Annotated in this window: 15 protein-coding genes and 1 pseudogene; 12 read left to right on the top strand and 4 right to left on the bottom strand. The window is 51.8% G+C overall.

Going from position 1 to position 19,722, the window contains the following annotated elements; genetic code table 11:
• Nucleotides 1–40 precede the first annotated feature (40 nt).
• From LU633_RS15605 to LU633_RS15595, 3 genes are all read left to right on the top strand, one after another.
• Complete coding sequence (locus tag LU633_RS15605) at nucleotides 41–376, top strand: hypothetical protein (RefSeq protein ID WP_052734695.1); 336 nt, start codon at nucleotides 41–43, stop codon at nucleotides 374–376.
• A gap of 8 nt (nucleotides 377–384) precedes the next feature.
• Entirely contained in the window at nucleotides 385–1,599 is a 1,215-nt protein-coding gene (locus LU633_RS15600) for an IS91 family transposase (protein WP_046371879.1), read from the top strand.
• A 300-nt stretch (nucleotides 1,600–1,899) separates the two neighbouring features.
• Nucleotides 1,900–2,112, top strand: a complete 213-nt coding sequence (locus LU633_RS15595) for a hypothetical protein (protein WP_016189655.1) — start codon at nucleotides 1,900–1,902, stop codon at nucleotides 2,110–2,112.
• Between the two features lie 129 nt (nucleotides 2,113–2,241).
• On the opposite strand, the gene elyC is transcribed toward LU633_RS15595, so the two are convergent.
• Nucleotides 2,242–3,015: an envelope biogenesis factor ElyC gene (gene elyC / locus LU633_RS15590; protein ID WP_016189654.1), complete on the bottom strand. Its 774-nt coding sequence runs from the start codon at nucleotides 3,013–3,015 to the stop codon at nucleotides 2,242–2,244.
• Between the two features lie 128 nt (nucleotides 3,016–3,143).
• Here elyC and cmoM point away from each other — a divergent pair, with 128 nt between their 5' ends.
• The 8 genes from cmoM to LU633_RS15550 all read left to right on the top strand — a co-directional run bounded on the left by cmoM (nucleotide 3,144) and on the right by LU633_RS15550 (nucleotide 14,373).
• The gene (gene cmoM / locus LU633_RS15585; RefSeq protein ID WP_016189653.1) at nucleotides 3,144–3,932 is read left to right on the top strand and encodes a tRNA uridine 5-oxyacetic acid(34) methyltransferase CmoM; all 789 of its coding nucleotides are present in this window, start codon (nucleotides 3,144–3,146) and stop codon (nucleotides 3,930–3,932) included.
• The gene (gene mukF / locus LU633_RS15580) at nucleotides 3,925–5,247 is read left to right on the top strand and encodes a chromosome partition protein MukF (RefSeq protein WP_016189652.1); all 1,323 of its coding nucleotides are present in this window, start codon (nucleotides 3,925–3,927) and stop codon (nucleotides 5,245–5,247) included. The genes cmoM and mukF overlap by 8 nt, the downstream gene beginning before the upstream one ends.
• Nucleotides 5,228–5,944 carry a chromosome partition protein MukE gene (gene mukE, locus LU633_RS15575; protein ID WP_016189651.1) on the top strand — a complete coding sequence of 239 codons (717 nt, stop codon included), beginning with the start codon at nucleotides 5,228–5,230 and terminating at the stop codon, nucleotides 5,942–5,944. Before mukF ends, mukE begins: the two co-directional genes overlap by 20 nt.
• Nucleotides 5,937–10,400: a chromosome partition protein MukB gene (gene mukB, locus LU633_RS15570; RefSeq protein WP_016189650.1), complete on the top strand. Its 4,464-nt coding sequence runs from the start codon at nucleotides 5,937–5,939 to the stop codon at nucleotides 10,398–10,400. Before mukE ends, mukB begins: the two co-directional genes overlap by 8 nt.
• A 177-nt stretch (nucleotides 10,401–10,577) precedes the next feature.
• Entirely contained in the window at nucleotides 10,578–12,389 is a 1,812-nt protein-coding gene (ldtD, locus tag LU633_RS15565) for a L,D-transpeptidase (RefSeq protein ID WP_016189649.1), read from the top strand.
• A gap of 186 nt (nucleotides 12,390–12,575) precedes the next feature.
• The gene (locus LU633_RS15560) at nucleotides 12,576–13,124 is read left to right on the top strand and encodes a YcbK family protein (protein WP_016189648.1); all 549 of its coding nucleotides are present in this window, start codon (nucleotides 12,576–12,578) and stop codon (nucleotides 13,122–13,124) included.
• A 38-nt stretch (nucleotides 13,125–13,162) separates the two neighbouring features.
• A complete protein-coding gene (locus tag LU633_RS15555) occupies nucleotides 13,163–13,792 on the top strand; it encodes an MBL fold metallo-hydrolase (RefSeq protein WP_016189647.1) in 630 nt (209 codons plus the stop codon).
• Between the two features lie 134 nt (nucleotides 13,793–13,926).
• On the top strand, nucleotides 13,927–14,373 hold the full coding sequence (locus LU633_RS15550; protein ID WP_152664172.1) for a hypothetical protein: 447 nt from the start codon (nucleotides 13,927–13,929) through the stop codon (nucleotides 14,371–14,373).
• Between the two features lie 531 nt (nucleotides 14,374–14,904).
• Here the strand turns inward: LU633_RS15550 and LU633_RS15545 are convergent.
• Complete coding sequence (locus tag LU633_RS15545; RefSeq protein ID WP_016189645.1) at nucleotides 14,905–16,095, bottom strand: amino acid aminotransferase; 1,191 nt, start codon at nucleotides 16,093–16,095, stop codon at nucleotides 14,905–14,907.
• A gap of 271 nt (nucleotides 16,096–16,366) precedes the next feature.
• On the opposite strand from LU633_RS15545, the pseudogene tnpA reads away from it, so the two are divergent.
• A pseudogene (gene tnpA, locus LU633_RS15540) lies at nucleotides 16,367–16,807 on the top strand (IS200/IS605 family transposase); the annotation flags it as partial.
• Nucleotides 16,808–16,892: 85 nt separating this feature from the next.
• Here the strand turns inward: tnpA and ompF are convergent.
• Together ompF and asnS are read right to left on the bottom strand one after the other, a co-directional pair.
• Nucleotides 16,893–18,002 (bottom strand): porin OmpF, encoded by a 1,110-nt coding sequence (gene ompF / locus LU633_RS15535; protein ID WP_040465273.1) that lies wholly within the window; start codon nucleotides 18,000–18,002, stop codon nucleotides 16,893–16,895.
• A 297-nt stretch (nucleotides 18,003–18,299) separates the two neighbouring features.
• Nucleotides 18,300–19,700 (bottom strand): asparagine--tRNA ligase, encoded by a 1,401-nt coding sequence (gene asnS / locus LU633_RS15530; RefSeq protein WP_016189641.1) that lies wholly within the window; start codon nucleotides 19,698–19,700, stop codon nucleotides 18,300–18,302.
• Nucleotides 19,701–19,722: the final 22 nt, after the last annotated feature.

Below are 19,722 nucleotides of genomic sequence, written 5' to 3'. Positions count from 1 at the left end.
GTCCCGACGCGCTATACCCGGATATCCTAAGCGTTTTCTGGTGTCCATTCCGCCCCGGAGCGATTATGACGACCCCGACGAGTTTTTTTACGACACTCCGCAGGATGCCATTCGTCACTGTGTCCACCTGGGGCCACAGTTTTTCCTCGATACACACTTCGACCCGCCTCTCGTCTGCATCATCCGCGGCTTTGAGCCGCCTGACTCACCCGACGGCGATGTCGTCCTTGAGTCCATGCCAGCCGATGTGTTTATTATCGCCACAGAATCCGGCATGCTGCCGGTGACCTTCGCTCCCTGGGATAAACACACCGACAACTGGGCCGATGACTGTGACGACTGGCACTATAATACCGGTGCCACTGCAGAGCGATAATCCGCCGCATGTATATCCCGCGCCCGGCAAAACTGCTGTTCACCACTGATGACGCCTGGAACCGGTATATGGATAAACACGGGGACACCCTCAGCCCCTGGACCGTACTCTGCGTCGAGCGCATGCTCGCCTGCGGCACTGCTGCCATGGGGGTGAAGCGATACTGCTGCGCCTCCCCGGACTGCACCCACACCCGCTTCTTCTGCCAGACCTGTAAATCAAAAGGCTGCAGCTCCTGCGGACATAAGGCCACGGAGCAGTGGATTACAGAGCAACAGCAAATTCTGCCCGACTGCGACTGGCAGCATATCACCTTCACCATGCCCCATCTGCTGTGGCCCTTTTTCAACAATAACTGGCCTCTGCTCAATGCCCTGTTCCGCGCAGCCACCCGCGCCATGCTCCGCTGGGCCAGAAAACAGGGTGTGGAAGTCGGTATCTTCTGCGCCCTGCACACCTACGGTCGCCAGCTCAACCAGCATCCCCACATTCATCTCTCCGTCACCCGCGGCGGGCTTGATATTAAACACGGCGTATGGCGCGACCTCTTCTTTAAAAAGCATGCCGTGGAGGAAATCTGGCGCGGAGCCGTCATCCGGCTGCTGCGCCACAGCTATGACCTGATTAACCCCGGCAGGCTGCCGGGGCTGGGGCATATCCACGACAAAAAACAGTGGCTGCGCTATCTGCAGGCGCAGTACGGGCGCCGCTGGAAGGTCCACTTCGCGAAGAAGACCCGGGGGGCCTGGCGGAGCGTCAAATATCTGGGCCGGTACCTGAAACGGCCCCCCGTGTCGGCGGCGAAGCTGAGGCACTACAGCGGCGGCGCGGTGGTGCACCACTATTACGACCACCGTACGCAGCAGTACCGGCAGCAGACGCTGACGCAGGAAGATATGATCGGACGTTATATCAGCCATATCCCGGCGAAGCATTTTAAGATGGTGCGTTATTACGGTTTTTTATCAAACCGTAAACGGGGTAGCCTGCTGCCGAAGGTGTATGAAGCCCTGGAGATGGAAGCGCGGAAAAAACCGGAGAAGCCCGGCTTCGCCGCGCTGATGAAAGAATTTCTGCGCACGGATCCGTACAAATGCATTCTGTGCGGCAACCGACTGCGCTTCAGCAGTGCGCAGGCCGGGAGGCACGCGTCGGAGTTGGTGGCAGAAAGACTGCATAACATCGACCGGAAACGATGGCTTCTGGCACAGACTGCGGGATAAGTGCGTCTGAAAAACAGCTTTCAGGTTAAAAACGCGCCGCAAATGCCATTTTATGACCATAACGTTCCCGATGGCACATCATTACTGCATTACAGACACTGCTGCTCATGGTCAGGAAATTTTTAAAACGATGATTCAGTTTCCTAACCATGAACAGTGGCACGCAGACGTGAGTCGCTACTGGCCGCTAAATCAAGCTGTAGCGAGTGCAGCCTGTGAGATGCAGAAAAAGATTATGCGGCCTCCCAATTCTCTGGCTGTTTTCACGTTTCAACATTTAACGTTCCTGGAAACCAGGGCATGAAAAAATTGCCTGAACTCAGTCTCGAAAAAACCGCCTTCAAAACTCAGATGCGCTCTATCGTGGATGCAGGTGGTACAGCAAAACCGCCAAAAGTCCCGATTTGTTCTCGTGCTTGCAGCCCATCCGATCACCTGGTCTCAGAAGTGTTTTTCTCCCTCATCCGGGCAGCAGTAATTCTGTGTATTAGAAATGCTAATTTTTCATCGTAAATAGCCCATGTAAAACATAATATAAACAATGGATTGTAAATCTATTGCAATAAACCCAGGCAGCTTATCCAAACGAGTAAACTTAACCACAACCGTTTTAAACATGCCTTCAGGTGCTACTTCCCTGGTTTAACTGAAGCGGGAGCCGTTACCCGTTACCCGTTGCCAGAGCCGCCCCAGCGCTTCATAGGCTGCACCTTCGCTGTGACTCAGCCATAGTGGCGATGGCACCATTTTTTCCCACAAATTTAAGGGCGATGAAATTGCTAACTGGTTTGCTGGCGCGGGAAAAGGGTCAAGCCCCTGACGGCGGAAGAAAATCATGGCTCTGGGTAAATGGGATGCCGAGGTCACCAGCAGGAAAGGACGATCGCCAACAACCTTTGCGACTTCATGCGCTTCCTGTTCGGTATCGCGGGGTTTATCCAGCGTAATGATATCTTTTGCTGGCACGCCCAGTGACTGTGCGACGCGTGAGGTGACCTCTGCAGAACTCATCGGGTTATTTTGCGCTTTTGCACCGGTAAAAATCATTTTTGAACCGGGATTTTCACGCCACAGCCGGATCCCTTCTGTCAGGCGTGGCAGGCTGTTATTTAGCATATTTGAACTTGGCGCCCAGTTTGCATCCCAGGTGTACCCGCCGCCCAGAACCACCACATAATCTATTTTTTGCTGCTGCTGCCAGGTAGGATAGCGGCTCTCTGCTGGTCTGAGCAGGGCATCGGCAATGGGCTGCAGGCTTATTGCCGTCAGAAGCAGCCAGGCGCAGGAGAGAATGATTTTGCCGATTTTCTGCCAGCGACTGCACCAGAGCAGTAAAAGGCCCACAGCCATGGTGAGCAGCAGCAGCGGAAAGGGTAATAACAGGCTACCGATCACTTTTTTAAGCACAAAAAGCATGAAATCGTACTCCTTTTGTATGAAAAAACATCACCCGAAAGCGATGCGGTGGCTGAAAGGTTCATTATCGACCAGTGTATGCCAAAATAGGCCGCCGATTCATCCCCAGCACATCCCGGAGCCTGACCATGCAGGATCGCAACTTCGATGATATCGCGGAAAAATTTTCGCAGAATATCTACGGTACTACCAAAGGCCGTATCCGCCAGGCGATTGTCCGACAGGAGCTGGATGACATCCTTGCCAGTTTGCCCACCGGGCCACTTCGTGTTCTGGATGCGGGGGGCGGTGAAGGGCGAACCAGTTGTCAACTTGCCGCGCTGGGCCATCGGGTTTTACTTTGCGATCTCTCAGAAGAAATGCTGAACCGCGCCCGCACCCATGCCGCAGAAAAAGGGGTGAGCGAGAACATGCAATTTAAACAAATCAGTGCGCAACAGATTAGTCAGGATTTGGATAAGCCCGCCGATCTGGTATTGTTTCATGCTGTGCTTGAGTGGGTGGCGGATCCTGAGGCAGTTCTCGCTGCGTTATATGACGCGCTTGTCCCTGGCGGTGTGCTGTCATTGATGTTCTACAACGTTAACGGATTGATGATGCAGACGCTGGTACTGGGCAACTTTGGTTATATGCAGGCCGATTTGCGCAAAAGAAAACGAAAAACGCTGTCACCGGACCACCCGCGCGACCCTGAGCAGGTCTATGGCTGGCTGGAAGATATTGGCTTTGTTGTGGAAAACAAAACCGGCATTCGCGTTTTCCATGATTATATGCGTGACAGGCACAAACAAACCGAGCGCTTTGAGGAAATTCTGGCGCTGGAAAAACGCTTCTGCCGGCAGGAGCCTTTTTTAAGCCTGGGCCGTTATATTCACGTGACAGCACGGAAACCTATCAACAGGAACAACCATGAGTGAATTTTCCCAGACTTTACCGGAACTGGTTGCCTGGGCGCGAAAAAATGATTTTTCTGTCACCTTGCCTGGCGAACGTCTGACCTTTCTGCTGGCGATAGCAACCTTGAACGGCGAGCGAATGGATGGCGAAATGAGCGAGGGTGAACTCACCGACGCCTTTCGTCACGTTAGCGAAGGATTTGATCAAACCAGTGAAACCGTTGTCGTGCGCGCGAACAATGCGATCAACGACATGGTGCGCCAGCGCCTGCTTAACCGTTTTTCCAGCGAACATGCGGAAGGCAATGCCATTTATCGTCTGACGCCGCTGGCGATTGGCATCACCGACTATTACATTCGCCAGCGGGAATTTTCCACACTGCGCCTTTCCATGCAGTTGTCGATTGTCGCGGGTGAACTGAAACGTGCCGCTGATGCGGCAGAAGAGGATGGTGATGAGTTTCACTGGCATCGAAACGTTTTTGCGCCGCTGAAATATTCCGTCGCGGAAATTTTTGACAGCATTGATATTTCTCAGCGCGTGATGGATGAACAGCAGCAGCTGGTGAAAGGCGATATTGGCCAGTTGCTCAATAAGGACTGGCGGGCGGCAATATCCAGCTGCGAACAATTGCTCAGTGAAACGTCCGGTACGCTGCGTGAATTGCAGGATACGCTGGAAGCGGCGGGCGACAAACTACAGGCCAACCTGCTGCGTATTCAGGACGCCACCCTGAGTAGCCCTGACCTGGGTTTTATCGATAAGCTGGTCTTCGATCTGCAAAATAAACTTGACCGCATTATTAGCTGGGGCCAACAGGCAATAGACCTGTGGATCGGCTACGACCGCCACGTGCATAAGTTTATTCGTACCGCCATTGATATGGATAAGAACCGCGTGTTTGCCCAGCGTTTGCGCCAGTCGGTGCAGAGCTACTTCGAGGCCCCCTGGGCGTTAACTTACGCGAGCGCGGACCGTCTGTTTGACGTACGAGATGAAGAGCTGGCATTGCGTAATGAAGAAGTGACCGGGGAGCTGCCGTCCGAACTGGAGTATGAAGAATTCAACGAAATTCGTGAACAGCTTGCGGCGATGATTGAAGAGGCGCTGGCATTTTACAAAGCCCAGAAAAAGCCGCTCAATCTCGGCGTGGTAATGCGCGAATACCTCGCGCAATATCCTCGCGCCCGTCATTTTGACGTGGCAAGAATCGTTGTCGATCAGGCTGTGCGATTAGGCGTGGCCGAAGCTGATTTCTCCGGCCTGCCCGCAGAGTGGCAGGTCATTAATGATTACGGAGCCAAGGTACAGGCGCATGTCATCGATAAATATTGAACAAGTGATGCCGGTAAAACTGGCACAGGCGCTGGCAAATTCGCTGTTTCCGGCGCTGGACAGCCAGCTTCGTGCCGGTCGCCATATTGGCATTGAAGAACTGGACAATCACGCCTTCCTGATGGATTACCAGGAGTATCTGGAAGAGTTTTACGCGCGCTATAACGTTGAGCTTATCCGTGCGCCGGAAGGCTTTTTTTATCTGCGCCCCCGTTCCACCACCTTGATCCCGCGTTCTGTGCTTTCCGAGCTGGATATGATGGTTGGGAAAATCCTCTGCTACCTCTATCTCAGCCCGGAAAGGCTGGCCAATGAAGGTATTTTTACCCAGCAGGAGCTGTACGATGAGCTGCTGTCGCTGGCCGATGAAAGCAAGCTGTTAAAGCTGGTCAATCAGCGTTCAACCGGTTCCGATCTTGACCGCCAGAAGCTCCAGGAAAAAATGCGTGCATCGCTCAATCGCCTGCGCCGCCTGGGCATGGTGTGGTTTATGGGCAATGACAGCAGCAAATTTCGCATCATCGAGTCGGTGTTCCGCTTTGGCGCAGATGTCCGCAGTGGTGATGATGCCCGCGAAGCGCAGCTGAGAATGATCCGGGATGGCGAGGCCATGCCGATTGAAGGCGGGCTGCCACTGAACGATGAGAGCGATGAGGACGGTACAACGTCCGATCACGCGGAGAATGAGAATGATTGAACGCGGTAAATTTCGCTCGTTGACGCTGGTTAACTGGAACGGTTTTTTCGCCCGGACCTTTGACCTTGATGAGCTGGTCACCACGCTGTCCGGGGGCAACGGCGCGGGTAAATCCACCACGATGGCGGCCTTTATCACGGCGTTAATTCCCGATCTGACGCTGTTGCATTTCCGCAATACCACCGAAGCCGGTGCCACTTCCGGCTCCCGCGACAAGGGCCTGCACGGCAAACTCCGTCCTGGCGTCTGTTACGCCGCGCTGGACGTGGTTAACTCTGTGCACCAGCGCGTGATTGTCGGTGTCCGTTTGCAGCAGGTTGCCGGTCGCGATCGTAAGGTGGATATCAAACCCTTTAGTATTCACGGGTTGCCAGCGTCAATTAACCCGACGGAGATTCTGACTGAAGCAGTTAACGCCCGTCAGGCACGGGTGTTGCCACTCAGTGAACTGAAAGACAAGTTTGAGACCATGGAAAGCGTCCAGTTTCGTCAGTTCAATTCGATCACCGATTATCACTCCTTGATGTTCGAGCTGGGCATTGTGGCCCGACGCCTGCGTTCGGCTGCCGATCGCAGCAAATATTATCGCCTGATTGAGGCATCCCTCTACGGCGGCATCTCCAGCGCTATCACCCGCTCACTGCGTGATTACCTGCTGCCGGAAAACAGCGGAGTGCGCAAAGCCTTTCAGGATATGGAAGCAGCGCTGCGTGAAAACCGTATGACGCTGGAAGCCATTCGTGTCACCCAATCTGACCGCGACCTGTTTAAGCATCTGATTTCTGAGGCGACCAGCTACGTTGCCGCCGACTATATGCGGCACGCCAATGAGCGGCGTATTCATCTTGATGGTGCGATCCTCCATCGTGGCGAACTGTTTGGCAGCCGCCGCCAGCTGGCCACCGAGCAGTATCGCCATGTCGAAATGTCACGCGAATTGGGCGAACACAACGGGGCAGAAAGCGATCTCGAAACGGATTACCAGAGCGCAAGTGACCACCTTAACCTGGTGCAAACCGCGATGCGCCATCAGGAGAAAATCGAGCGCTATGAAAGCGATATCGATGAATTAGCCTGTCGTCTGGAAGAGCAAAGCGAGGTTGTGGCGGAAGCACAAGAGATCCAGGAAGAGAACGAATCCCGTTCTGAAACGGCGGAGCTTGAAGTTGACGAATTAAAAAGCCAGCTGGCGGATTACCAGCAGGCGCTGGACGTGCAGCAAACGCGCGCCATTCAGTACCAGCAGGCGCTTGCCGCCCTGCAGCGCGCGCAGCAGGTTTGCCAGATTCCCGAACTGAGCGTGGACAATGCGGAAAACTGGCAGGAAACCCTTCGGGTAAAAGAGCAGGAGGCCACTGATAAGCTGCTGATGCTTGAGCAGAAAATGAGCGTAGCCGAGGCAGCGCACAGTCAGTTTGATTTAGCGTTTGATTTGGTGAACCGCATCAGCGGGCCGGTCAGCCGCAGTGAAGCCTGGCAACGCGGACGTGACCTGCTGCATGACGCCAGTAACCAGCGTCATTATGCTGAACAGGTTCCCTCCCTGCGAGGCAGGCTGTCAGAGCTGGAGCAGCGTCTGCGTGAGCAGCAGGATGCCGAACGCCTGCTGAATGAATTTAATAAACGCCACGGCCAGCACTATCATCCTGAGGAACTGGAAGCGTTGCAGCACGAGCTGGAAGCGCAAATAGAACAGCTGGCTGAAAGCGTATCGGAAGCCGGTGAACGGCGGATGATTATGCGCCAGGAGCTGGAGCAGGTACGCGAACAGATCGCTCGGCTCACCCGCCAGGCTCCCCACTGGCTTGCGGCTCAGGAAATTCTCACTCAGCTTGGTGAGCAAACCGGCCAGTCGCTGGAAAGCAGCCAGCAGGTCACTGAATTTATGCAGCAACTGCTGGAGCGCGAGCGTGAAACCACCGTTGAACGTGATGAGGTTTCCGCCCGTAAGCGTGACGTTGAGAAAAAAATTGAACGTTTCAGTCAGCCGGGAGGCGCGGAAGACTCGCGTCTGAATACGCTGGCGGAGCGGTTTGGCGGCATGCTGCTTTCGGAAATCTATGATGACGTCACCATTGACGATGCGCCTTACTTTTCCGCACTCTACGGCCCGTCCCGTCATGCTATCGTGGTGCCTGAGCTGTCACGGGTGCGCGACCTGCTGGACGGACTGGAGGATTGCCCGGAGGATCTCTACCTGATCGAAGGCGATCCGCAATCCTTTGATGACAGTGTGTTTAATGTTGAAGAACTGCAAAAAGCGGTGGTGGTCAAAGCAGGCGACCGCCAGTGGCGTTACTCGCGTTTTCCTAAGGTTCCGCTTTTTGGTCGGGCAGCCCGTGAGAACCAGCTTGAACAGCTGCACGCCGAGCGGGAAACTCTTGCAGAGCGCTATGCCACGCTGTCATTCGACGTGCAAAAAACACAGCGTCTGCATCAGTCCTTCAGCCGTTTTATTGGCAGCCATCTTGCGGTGGCGTTCGAGGCAGACCCGGAAGCACAGATCCGTACCCTGAATAGCCGCCGTGGCGAGCTTGAAAGGACGCTGGGTGCACATGAAAATGAAAACCAGCAGCAGCGCCAGCAGTTTGAGCAGGCGAAAGAGGGCGTTGTTCAGCTTAACAGGCTGTTGCCACGTCTCAGTCTGTTAAGGGATGAAACGCTGCAGGATCGCTATGACGAGATCCTTGAGCGGCTGGATGAGGCGCAGGAAGCCGCACGCTTCCTGCAACAGCATGGTAATCATCTGGCGAAGCTGGAACCTCTGGTTGGCGTATTGCAGAGCGACCCGCAGCAGCACGATCAGCTGAAACAGGATTACCAGCAGGCACAGCAAGTCCAGCGTGATGCGCGTCAGCAGGCTTTTGCCGTGACAGAAGTGGTACAGCGTCGTGCGCACTTTGGCTACGTTGACTCTGCCAGCATGTTGGATGGTAACAGCGATCTGAACGAAAAATTGCGGCAGCGTCTTGAGCAGGCAGAATCTGAACGCGCCCGTGCCCGTGAGCAGCTACGTGCTCATCAGGCGCAGCTGACCCAGTATTCTCAGGTGCTTGCCTCACTGAAGAGTGCGCACGATGCCAGGCAGGATATGTTGAAAGAGCTGCGTCAGGAAATGCAGGACATTGGCGTGCAGGCTGATGCCAGCGCTGAAGAGCGCGCTCGCTTGCGTCGTGACGAGCTTTATTCCGCCCTGAGTAATAATCGTGCCCGCCGCAATCAGCTTGAAAAACAGCTGACTTTCTGTGAAGCAGAAATGGATGCACTGCAGAAAAAACTAAAACGTGTGGAGCGGGATTATCATCAGAGCCGTGAGCAGGTGGTCAGTGCTAAAGCTGGTTGGGTCGCTGTCCTGCGCATGGTAAAAGACAATGGCGTGGAACGTCGCCTGCACCGTCGCGAACTGGCTTATTTGGGCGGTGATGAACTGCGTTCCATGTCGGATAAAGCGCTGGGGGCGTTACGCCTGGCCGTTGCTGATAATGAACATTTACGCGATATTCTGCGCCTCTCGGAAGATCCCAAACGGCCCGAGCGTAAAATTCAGTTCTTTATCGCGGTTTACCAGCATCTGCGCGAGCGTATCCGGCAGGATATCATCCGTACGGACGATCCGGTTGAGGCTATCGAGCAGATGGAAATTGAGCTGGGCCGCCTGACTGAAGAGTTGACTGCCCGCGAGCAAATGCTGGCTATCAGTTCCCGCAGCGTTTCGAACATTATTCGTAAGACCATTCAGCGTGAGCAAAACCGTATCCGTCAGTTGAACCAGGGGCTGCAAAGTGTCAGCTTTGGTCAGGTACAGAGCGTGCGCCTCAATGTTAACGTGCGTGAATCCCATGCCACGCTGCTGGATGTGTTATCTGAGCAGCACGAGCAGCATCAGGACCTGTTTAACAGTCAACGTCTGACTTTCTCAGAAGCACTGGCAAAACTTTATCAGCGCCTCAATCCGCAAGTTGATATGGGGCAGCGCCTGCCACAGACTATCGGCGAGGAGCTGCTGGATTATCGTAACTATCTGGATATGGAAGTGGAAGTTAACCGTGGTTCTGACGGTTGGCTGCGCGCGGAGAGTGGCGCACTGTCTACCGGTGAAGCAATTGGTACCGGCATGTCAATTCTGGTGATGGTGGTACAGAGCTGGGAAGAAGAATCACGGCGTTTGCGTGGCAAAGATATTTCACCCTGCCGCCTGCTGTTTCTTGATGAAGCCGCGCGCCTGGATGCGAAATCTATCGCCACGTTGTTTGAGCTTTGCGATCGCCTGCAGATGCAGCTGATTATTGCGGCACCTGAAAATATCAGCCCAGAAAAAGGCACCACCTACAAGCTGGTGCGTAAAGTTATTAACAATACAGAGCATGTGCATGTGGTTGGCCTGCGTGGCTTTGCGGCTGAACCTGTGGCAGCGAGCGCCACAGGTTCAGCACCGGAGTGGCAGGCATCATCCTGAGCCCTATCTCTTAAATAATCCACTGACAAAGATAGAAAAAAGATGTCAGTACATTAATCTGAGCGGCGGCATGCGGTTTCTTTACAATCGATGCCGTTCGCTTATTTTATATATTTATAATGATAGCTGCTCATCATGCGGTCATCGTCTGATTCGACACTTAACAGGAAGCAAGGGATGTTGCTCACAAAATCACGTCTCGCAAGGTTAACATTTACAGGCAGTTGTCTGGCGTTGGTTCTGGGGCAGATGCTTCCCGCCGTGGCGGGTATTCCTCCTGTATCTGCTCCTGCCATCCCGCAATATACTATTTCACAGACACAGCATCAGCTGCTCTCGGCTTTTCAGAATGGCTCCCGGCCTTTCTTTCTCGACACGTTGGCACCTCTGTATGCTTCGCATGGCATGCGGTTAATGTGGCAGGACCGCGAGGCAGTGCAGCAGTTTCAGCAGCAGCTGGCTGAAGTCGCCATTTCCGGTATCCAGCCGCAGTTCAGCAATTGGGTTAAATTGCTCACCGATCCAACCGTAACCGGTTTGGCTCGCGATGTGGTTTTATCTGACGCAATGCTGGGCTATCTGCAATTTGTTTCTTCCGTTCCGAGCAGGGGAGAAAGCTGGCTTTACAGCAATGTACCTTATAAGCTTGTTGCCCCTTCTGCCGTGCTGATCAATCAGTGGCAGCAGGCGGTGTATCAGGGCCGCAGCACGGCTTTAGTTCATTCGTTGGCTCCTCAACACTCACAATATGCCCTAATGCATCAGGCGCTGAAAACCCTGCTTGCCGATAACCGACCGTGGCCACAGCTGAGAGGTTCGAAAACGCTGCGGCCAGGTCAGTTGAGTGAGGATGTTCCGGCACTGAGAGAAATCCTGCAGCGTACCGGAATGATGATGCCGGGCAACGATGCCCCACGCCCTGCAGACGATGCGGTCCCTGTGACCAGCGTCCCCGCAGCGGTAGTCGATGAAGATGCAGTGGTCAGCCCCTCTGCTGCTTCTCCTTCTGATAATGACAGTATCAATACGCCACAGCCTTCTGGTTTGGTACAGGCAAACGTGGTGCCAGCCGATCCCACACATGTTTATTCAAATGAGCTGGTTGACGCAGTAAAACGTTTTCAACGCTGGCAGGGACTTGAATCGGATGCGGCTATTGGTACGCGTACGCGTGAGTGGCTGAATGCTTCACCGCAGCTTCGTGCTTCGCTGCTGGCGCTGAATATTCAACGTTTGCGTCTGTTACCCGATGATATGCACAACGGTATCATGGTTAACATTCCCAACTATTCGCTGATTTATTATCTTAACGGCAATCAGATCCTTGCTTCGAGAGTGATCGTTGGCAGACCCGACAGAAAAACGCCTTTGATGCGCAGTGCTTTGAGCAATGTGGTGCTGAACCCCCCGTGGAATGTCCCTACCACGCTGGTACGTCAGGATATTATTCCTAAAGTTAAACAGGACCCGGGCTATCTCAGTAAACACAATTACACGCTGCTTTCTGGCTGGAGCAATGATGCAGAAGTGGTCGATCCAACCATGATCGACTGGCACACCATCTCTGCGTCGTCGTTCCCCTATCGCGTTCGTCAGGCACCGGGGGCCAACAATTCACTGGGCCGTTATAAATTCAATATGCCCAGCTCTGATGCGATTTATTTGCACGATACGCCAAATCATAATCTCTTCCAGAAAGAAATTCGTGCATTAAGTTCCGGGTGTGTACGGGTGAATAAGGCCTCAGATCTGGCAAGCCTGCTATTACAGAATGCTGGATGGGATGACTCGCGTATATCCAGCACTATTAAAGAGGGAAACACGCAATATATTCCTGTCAGACACCGCATTCCGGTCAACCTTTATTACCTGACCGCCTGGGTGGAGGAGGATGGCAAACCACGGTATCGTACAGATATTTACAATTATGATATGACGGCGCGCTCAGGTGCCGGAGCGCTGACAGCTGCTGGTCAATTATTGCTCTAATCTTTTATAATTGAGAATTTAGTTTATGGTGGCCTTGAGGGGCAACCGCGTGGATAAGGTAATAAAACGCTATATTGCCGCACCCATCATCTTCCAGAGGTTGACTCAGCAAATTCACCTGGTTATGGTTCTGCTCTGTGACGTTTTTTCAATCTTGTGCAAATCAATACCTGGTAATACGGATCTATGAAAACTTTTAACCCTAATCGCCGTAGATTGCTGGCTTTGGGCGGTGCTGCGTTGGGTTTAACGTTGCTTCCCGGACAATCATTCGCTTCACTTTCCACTTCACGGCCACGTGTTTTAACATTAAAGAATCTCAATACGGGTGAAAGCCTGAAAACGGAGTTTTTTAACGGAAAGGGCTATGACAAAAATGAGCTTACCCGGCTCAATCATTTCTTTCGTGATTACCGCGCGAATAAAACGCGCAATATCGATCCTCACTTATTTGACCAGCTTTATCGTTTACAGACCATGCTGGGGACGCGCAAACCAGTGCAACTGATTTCAGGCTATCGTTCCCTGGCGACCAATAATTTAATGCATGAACGTACCAGCGGCGTGGCAAAACACAGTTACCATACGTTGGGACAGGCAATGGATTTCCATATTGAGGGGATTTCCTTAAGCAACGTTCGCAAAGCAGCGCTGTCGATGAAAGCGGGTGGGGTAGGCTATTACCCCCGCAGTAATTTTGTGCATATTGATACCGGGCCGATCCGCCACTGGTAGTGGAATAACCGGTGCTTATGCCGGAAATAGGGAGAGTTATGCATTATCAAGTCATCCCGGTTACTGCTTTTGCCCAGAATTGTTCGCTAATCTGGTGTCCCTCTACCTTACAAGCTGCGGTTGTTGACCCCGGTGGGGATATTGAAAAGATTCAGACTGCGGTAAAACAACGCGGTGTGACCGTAATACAGGTTTTGTTAACGCATGGTCATTTAGATCATGTTGGTGCCGCTACTGATGTGGCTGCCTTTTATCATGCACCGTTAACAGGGCCGCATCGGGCTGATGCCTTCTGTCTTGAAGCGTTGATGGTACAAAGCCAGATGTTTGGTTTGCCTGATTGTCCGCCTGTCAGGCCCGATCACTGGCTGGAAGAGGGTGAAACCGTGCAGGTTGGCAATATCACCCTGGATATTCTGCATTGCCCGGGTCATACGCAGGGGCATGTTGTTTTTTTTGCCAGAAAAGAGCGTCTGCTGATTTCAGGGGATGTGCTTTTTAATGGTGGGGTGGGCCGTAGTGATTTTCCACAGGGTAGTCACAGCGATCTCATTACATCCATTAAAACCAGGTTATTGCCCCTTGGGGATGACGTTACCTTTTTACCCGGTCACGGCCCGATATCCACTTTAGGGCAGGAAAGCATCGCAAATCCGTTTCTGCAGTAACCTGTCTCAAGTAACGGTCTACTTTTTGGCAGGCTTTTTTGCTGTCCCCCTGAAGCACCTCCTGTGCAGCTGATGGCTTTGGCCCCAGAAGACGGAGGCTAAATGCAGTTCTGCTGGAAATATGCCAGTACTGTATGGACAGAGAGCTATCTCCTTACACATATTCTTTCGCTTTTAGCCTCACCTCGTTTGCATGCCGAAGCAACAATCCTCACGGCAAACCTTGGGTAAATAGCTTTACTCAAGTACATGTATTTACTGTGACAGAAGACCTGACGGCGAAAGAAGTGAACGTGAAGACAGAATCGTGTTCGTCTGGTGCTGATAATGCCATCGGCTATGCATATTCCAGCGGTGAGAGGGCCTCAGGAGAGGGGACCAGCAGCCGGGCGGCTTGCGACGTTTCTTTATCAAACCTGAGCTACAGAAAAATCATTTCTGGCAACGGATATCAGGTGGACTCAGAACAGCAAACGAAGAAGCAATCCGCCAGCATCTGTAATATCAGGCAAGGGAGCAAAAGATCAGGCCGAACGGCAGATAAAACATATTTAGCGCAGTGCTGGCTCTCTTTTCGCTGACTGTGTTAGCGAGGCATGGAATTATCTACGGGCAAAAAGGCCTTTTGAACGTGGTATCACCCGGTTTTGGCTCTTGTATTATTATACCGGCACCATAGTGATACAACATCGGGATCTTCAATTCGCTGATGTCGCTGCATTGAGGGCGGCCTTTTTAGCTGATGACTTTTACCAGGATATCCTCCACAGCCCCACAGCCATAAGGCTGCTCTTCTTCAGCCTGCTGTAACACGCAGTATTTATTCCTGAATGGCTCTTTGCTCCCGTTAAGAGATGTCGAAACGTTGGTTGACCTGAAAATATTTCCAGTGGGCCTGAGTCACCGGATTACACTACCCTGAATTCGAATCATCCACCACGCATAAGCGTTTTCTCAGATTGCGGTCTTCCAACAGCGGGTTAATCCGCCTTAAAAAGGCGGATTTTTAACGCAGTGCTTTGCAGTGAGGGCAAAGAAATTTCACGGCACCGGAAACCATTTATTCTGAAAATTTTTTCTGCGCGTGGTAGGGACGATGCACTTGTTGATCGCTAAAGGACGGCTACGATGGCTTCACAAAGCGGAGCCATATTATCCGGCGTCATGCCCGCGACATTAACCCTGCCGGAATTTATAGCGTAAACGCCGAAATCTTCCCGTAAGCGTACGACCTGGTCTTTAGTCAGCCCACTGAATGAAAACATGCCGTTCTGGTTGATAATAAAGCTGAAATCGCCCTTGGCTCCTTTTTCCTGAAGCATGTTCACAAACAGCTGGCGCATACGATGAATGCGCTGACGCATGCCGGTCAGTTCCTGTTGCCAAAGCGCCCGAAGTGCTTCGTTGCCGAGAATGGTTGCCACCACGGCTGCGCCATGTGAAGGTGGGTTAGAATAATTAGCACGAATTGTCGCCTTAACCTGACTAAAGGCGGTCTCTGCAATAGCAGATTCACTGGCGACCAGCGTCAGTGCGCCAACACGTTCGTTGTACAGACCAAAATTCTTCGAGTAAGAGCTTGCTACGATCAATTCCTGGTGGCTGGCAGCGAAAATACGCAGGCCTTCAGCATCTTCTTCCAGGCCACGTGCAAAGCCCTGGTAAGCAAAATCAAAAAGCGGCAGCCAGCCTTTATTCAGGGACATTTCAGCAAGCTGTGCCCACTGTTCGCTGGTTGGATCAATGCCGGTTGGATTATGGCAGCAGCCGTGGAACAGGACAATGTCGCCTGCGTTGGCGTCAGAAAGTGCCTGCTGCATGCCTGCGAAATCCAGCGAACGGCTGGCTGCGTCGTAGTAATGGTACTCGCAGACTTCGAGACCGGCGGACTCGAAGACATTTTTGTGGTTTGGCCAGCTTGGATTACTGATCCAGACACGTCTGGCGTCGGTCTGGGAAGTGATAAAATCGGCGGCTACGCGCAGTGCTCCGGTACCACCCGGCGTTTGTGCCGTTCGGGCGCGTTTCGAACTGATGATGGTATTCTCCGGACCAAACAGCAGAGCCTGAGTACAGCGCGCAAAATCAGCCAGGCCATCAATGCTCAGGTAATTTTTCGTGCTCTCGTTTTCCAGCAGAAATTGCTCTGCTTTCTTCACGCTGGTAAGTACCGGGGTTTTGCCGGTTTCATCTTTGTAAACGCCAATACCGAGATTGATCTTATTTAGGCGCTCGTCAGCGCGAAAGAGGTCGGCTAAACCAAGAATGGGGTCTGCAGGTGCAGCAGTAATACGTTCAAACATAGTCGAAGTCCATTAACTTTAACTGAAGCGAAATGAGGACTCAGGTTACCGCCGGGAGGTCCAAATTGCCAACCGTTTGCGTTAAAAAGTGCAGGATGAGTAAAGGATTAAATGAGGAGAGAATAAAAACGGGACCCGAGATCCCGTTTTTATTCTCAACTTTAAACCTCCTCCTATGGAGGTGGTGATCGTTCATGTAGGGCTTTGCCCGTAGCATGTCCATGCTAAATACTGCCCAGGTTTGTTACCAGCAAATCAAGGAGTAAATAGCATGAGCAGATATGAATCCGCTTCCCACGTATTCTATCGCTGTCAGTATCATCTTGTATGGACACCGAAGTACAGATACAAAATCCTCAAAGGTCATCTCGGTAAAGAGGTTTACCGCAGCATCTACATTTACAGCAATATGAAAAAATGCACAGTAGTTGAGCTAAATGTGCAGATATATCATATGCATCTGGTGGTGAGGACGCCGCCTGGCTTGAGTGTTTCTGAGTTGATGGGATTTGTGAAAGGGCGAACGGCCATCAGGCTGTTCGAGAAGTTTCCTTATCTCAGGAAGCACAAGCTTTGGTGTAACCACTTTTGGCAAAGAGGGTATTTTGTGGATTCGGTGGGTGCAAAAGAAGAAGTAATTCGAAGGTATGTGCGGTACCAGGACAAAGTTGCCAAAGAGGAAGAAGAAAGGCAAATACAGCTCGGACTGGAAAGGTGGTGTTTAAGCCCCCTTTTAGGGGGCGGTGTCAAAGCCACCTGCTATGCAGGTGGCTTTTTACAACGTTCAGCAATACGTCTTAGAACTGATAAACCAGACCTAACGCTACTGTGTCGTCTGTGTTCAGACCCAGTGCGTTGTTGCTGTTGAGCAGGTTAATCTGGTAGTCAACATAGGTATACATATTTTTGTTGAAGTAGTAGGTTGCGCCCACTTCAGCATATTTCACTAAATCAACATCGCCATAGTTTTCGATATCCTTGCCTTTAGTCTGCACGTAAGCAATGGATGGGCGCAGGCCAAAATCAAACTGGTACTGAGCAACGAACTCGATATCCTGAGTTTTATTAGCAAAACCAGAAACCGTATTGCCGTTAATATCTGTGGTCTGTGGGATACGTGTTGCATTACGTCCTTCTGCGTAAGTTGCGGCCAGATACACGTTATTAGCATCGTATTTCAGCCCGGTACCCCAGAACTCAGCACGGTCACCACGACCCAGAGCAACCAGAGTGTTCTGGTCGGTAGTGCGGTCATGTGCGCTGTATGCGGTTACAATTCCCACACCAATCGGCGAGACATAAGATGTGGACACGCCATAACCGTCACCATTCTGGCGTAGAATGTCACGACCGCTGTTATTAGTGTCAGAACTATTTTTACCCTGATATTGCAGAGCAAAATTCCAACCATCAACCAGGCCAAAGAAGTTGGTGTTACGGTAAGTCGCGACGCCAGTGGTACGGCTTGTCAGTGTATCTGATTGGCCGAAATCGCCGCCAAATTCTGGCAGCATATCTGTCCACGCCAGTGCGTCGTAGCCAATAGCATAGTTGCGGCCGTAGTCAAATGAACCAAAGTCTTTGAACTTCAGACCAGCAAACCCCAGACGGGTTTTGTTCTGGCTTTGTGCATCGGCAGCGCCTTCTGAATTATTAGTCTGGAAGTTATATTCCCACTGACCATAACCCGTTAACTGATCATTAATCTGCGTTTCACCTTTGAAACCAAAGCGCACGTAGGACTGATCACCGTTATTGCCGTCGTTATCAGAAAAATAGTGCAGGCCTATAGCCTTGCCATAGAGATCCAGCTTATTGCCGTTCTTATTATAAACTTCTGCGGCATTAGCAGCGCCTGTTGCTAACAGGGCAGGAATCACCAGTGCCAGAATGTTGCGCTTCATCATTTTTATTACCCTCGTTGGAGTTATTCAGACACCCGCCACTGCAGTCAATCATTCTTTACAGAACTCTGAAGCGAGTTTGGTGTCATTCTGTGTCTGCACGCATCTTTCCATTCACTGAGCGGTTAATCTAGCTGGAAAATGCTACAAATAGCTCATTCTGGTTTCCTTGTGAAAATTTATGTATCAAAATGTAAATTTAACGGAGCTTTGTGAACCAGCTCATAATTTACAAAAAATAAAAGGGCAAGCGAGTCTGCCCCTTTTTATCTATATGAATTTCTTATATAATGGAGGAGATCAGAAACTGGCGTTGCGCGGCGTACGCGGGAAAGCAATAACATCTCTTACATTTTGTACGCCAGTGACATAAGCGATTAATCTTTCAAAGCCAAGACCAAAACCAGAATGTGGCACGGTGCCGTAGCGGCGAAGATCGCGATACCACCCGTAGTCTTCCTTATTCAGGCCCATTTCCGCAAGACGCATATCCAGCACGTCCAGGCGCTCTTCACGCTGAGAACCACCAATTATTTCGCCAATTCCCGGAGCCAGTACATCCATAGCCGCAACGGTTTTACCATCATCGTTAAGACGCATATAAAACGCTTTGATATCTTTAGGGTAATTTTTTACAACGACAGGCGCTTTAAAGTGTTTTTCAGCCAGGAAACGCTCGTGTTCAGATGAGAGATCGATCCCCCATGAAACGGGATTTTCGAATTTTTCACCGCACTTAACCAGAATATCGATGGCATCGGTGTAGCCGACCTGTGCAAAATCTGTCGTTACAAATCGTTCCAGGCGAGAAATAGCATCCTTGTCTACGCGCTCAACAAAGAAAGCCATATCGTCTGCCCGCTCATTGAGCACCGCTTTAAACACGTATTTCAGCATGGCTTCCGCAAGGGCCGCGTTGTCTTCCAGATCGGCAAAGGCTACTTCAGGCTCCAGCATCCAGAATTCAGCCAGATGGCGGCTGGTATTGGAGTTTTCTGCGCGGAAGGTTGGCCCGAAAGTGTATATTTTCGAGACTGCGCTGGCGTAGGTTTCGCCGTTCAACTGCCCGGAAACCGTCAGGAAAGCCTCTTTGCCAAAGAAATCTTCCTCGAAGTTGACTTTGCCCTCAGGGGTACGCGGTAGGTTTTCCAGGTCAAGCGTCGAAACGCGAAACATTTCTCCGGCACCTTCGGTATCAGAAGCGGTAATAAGTGGCGTGGAAACCCAAAAGAATCCCTGCTCATCGAAAAAGCGATGCAGCGCCTGTGCCAGCGTATGGCGAACGCGCGCTACTGCGCCAATCAGATTAGTGCGAGGGCGTAAATGCGCCACTTCACGTAGATACTCCATGCTGTGGCGTTTAGCAGCCATAGGATAAGTATCAGGATCGTCTACCCAGCCAACCACCTGAACATTCGTGGTCTGAATTTCGAAGCTTTGCCCCTCGCCCGGCGATTCCACCACCTTGCCGGTCACAATGACTGAGCAACCCGTTGTCAGGCGCAGCACCTCATTCTGATAATTATTCAGCGAATTATTTACGACGGCCTGGACCGGATTAAAGCAGGAACCGTCATAGACGGCGATAAATGAAATACCGGCTTTCGAATCTCTTCGTGTACGGACCCAGCCGCGCACGGTGACTTCGCTGTCAACCGCGACCCGGCCGTGCAGTACATCCGCTACAGGCACAACGCTCATAAAAGTCTCTCTTTGTGATCGG

Source organism: Erwinia tracheiphila, from assembly GCF_021365465.1.
Lineage (GTDB): Bacteria > Pseudomonadota > Gammaproteobacteria > Enterobacterales > Enterobacteriaceae > Erwinia > Erwinia tracheiphila.
This window is presented reverse-complemented; position numbering and strand designations above follow the sequence as displayed.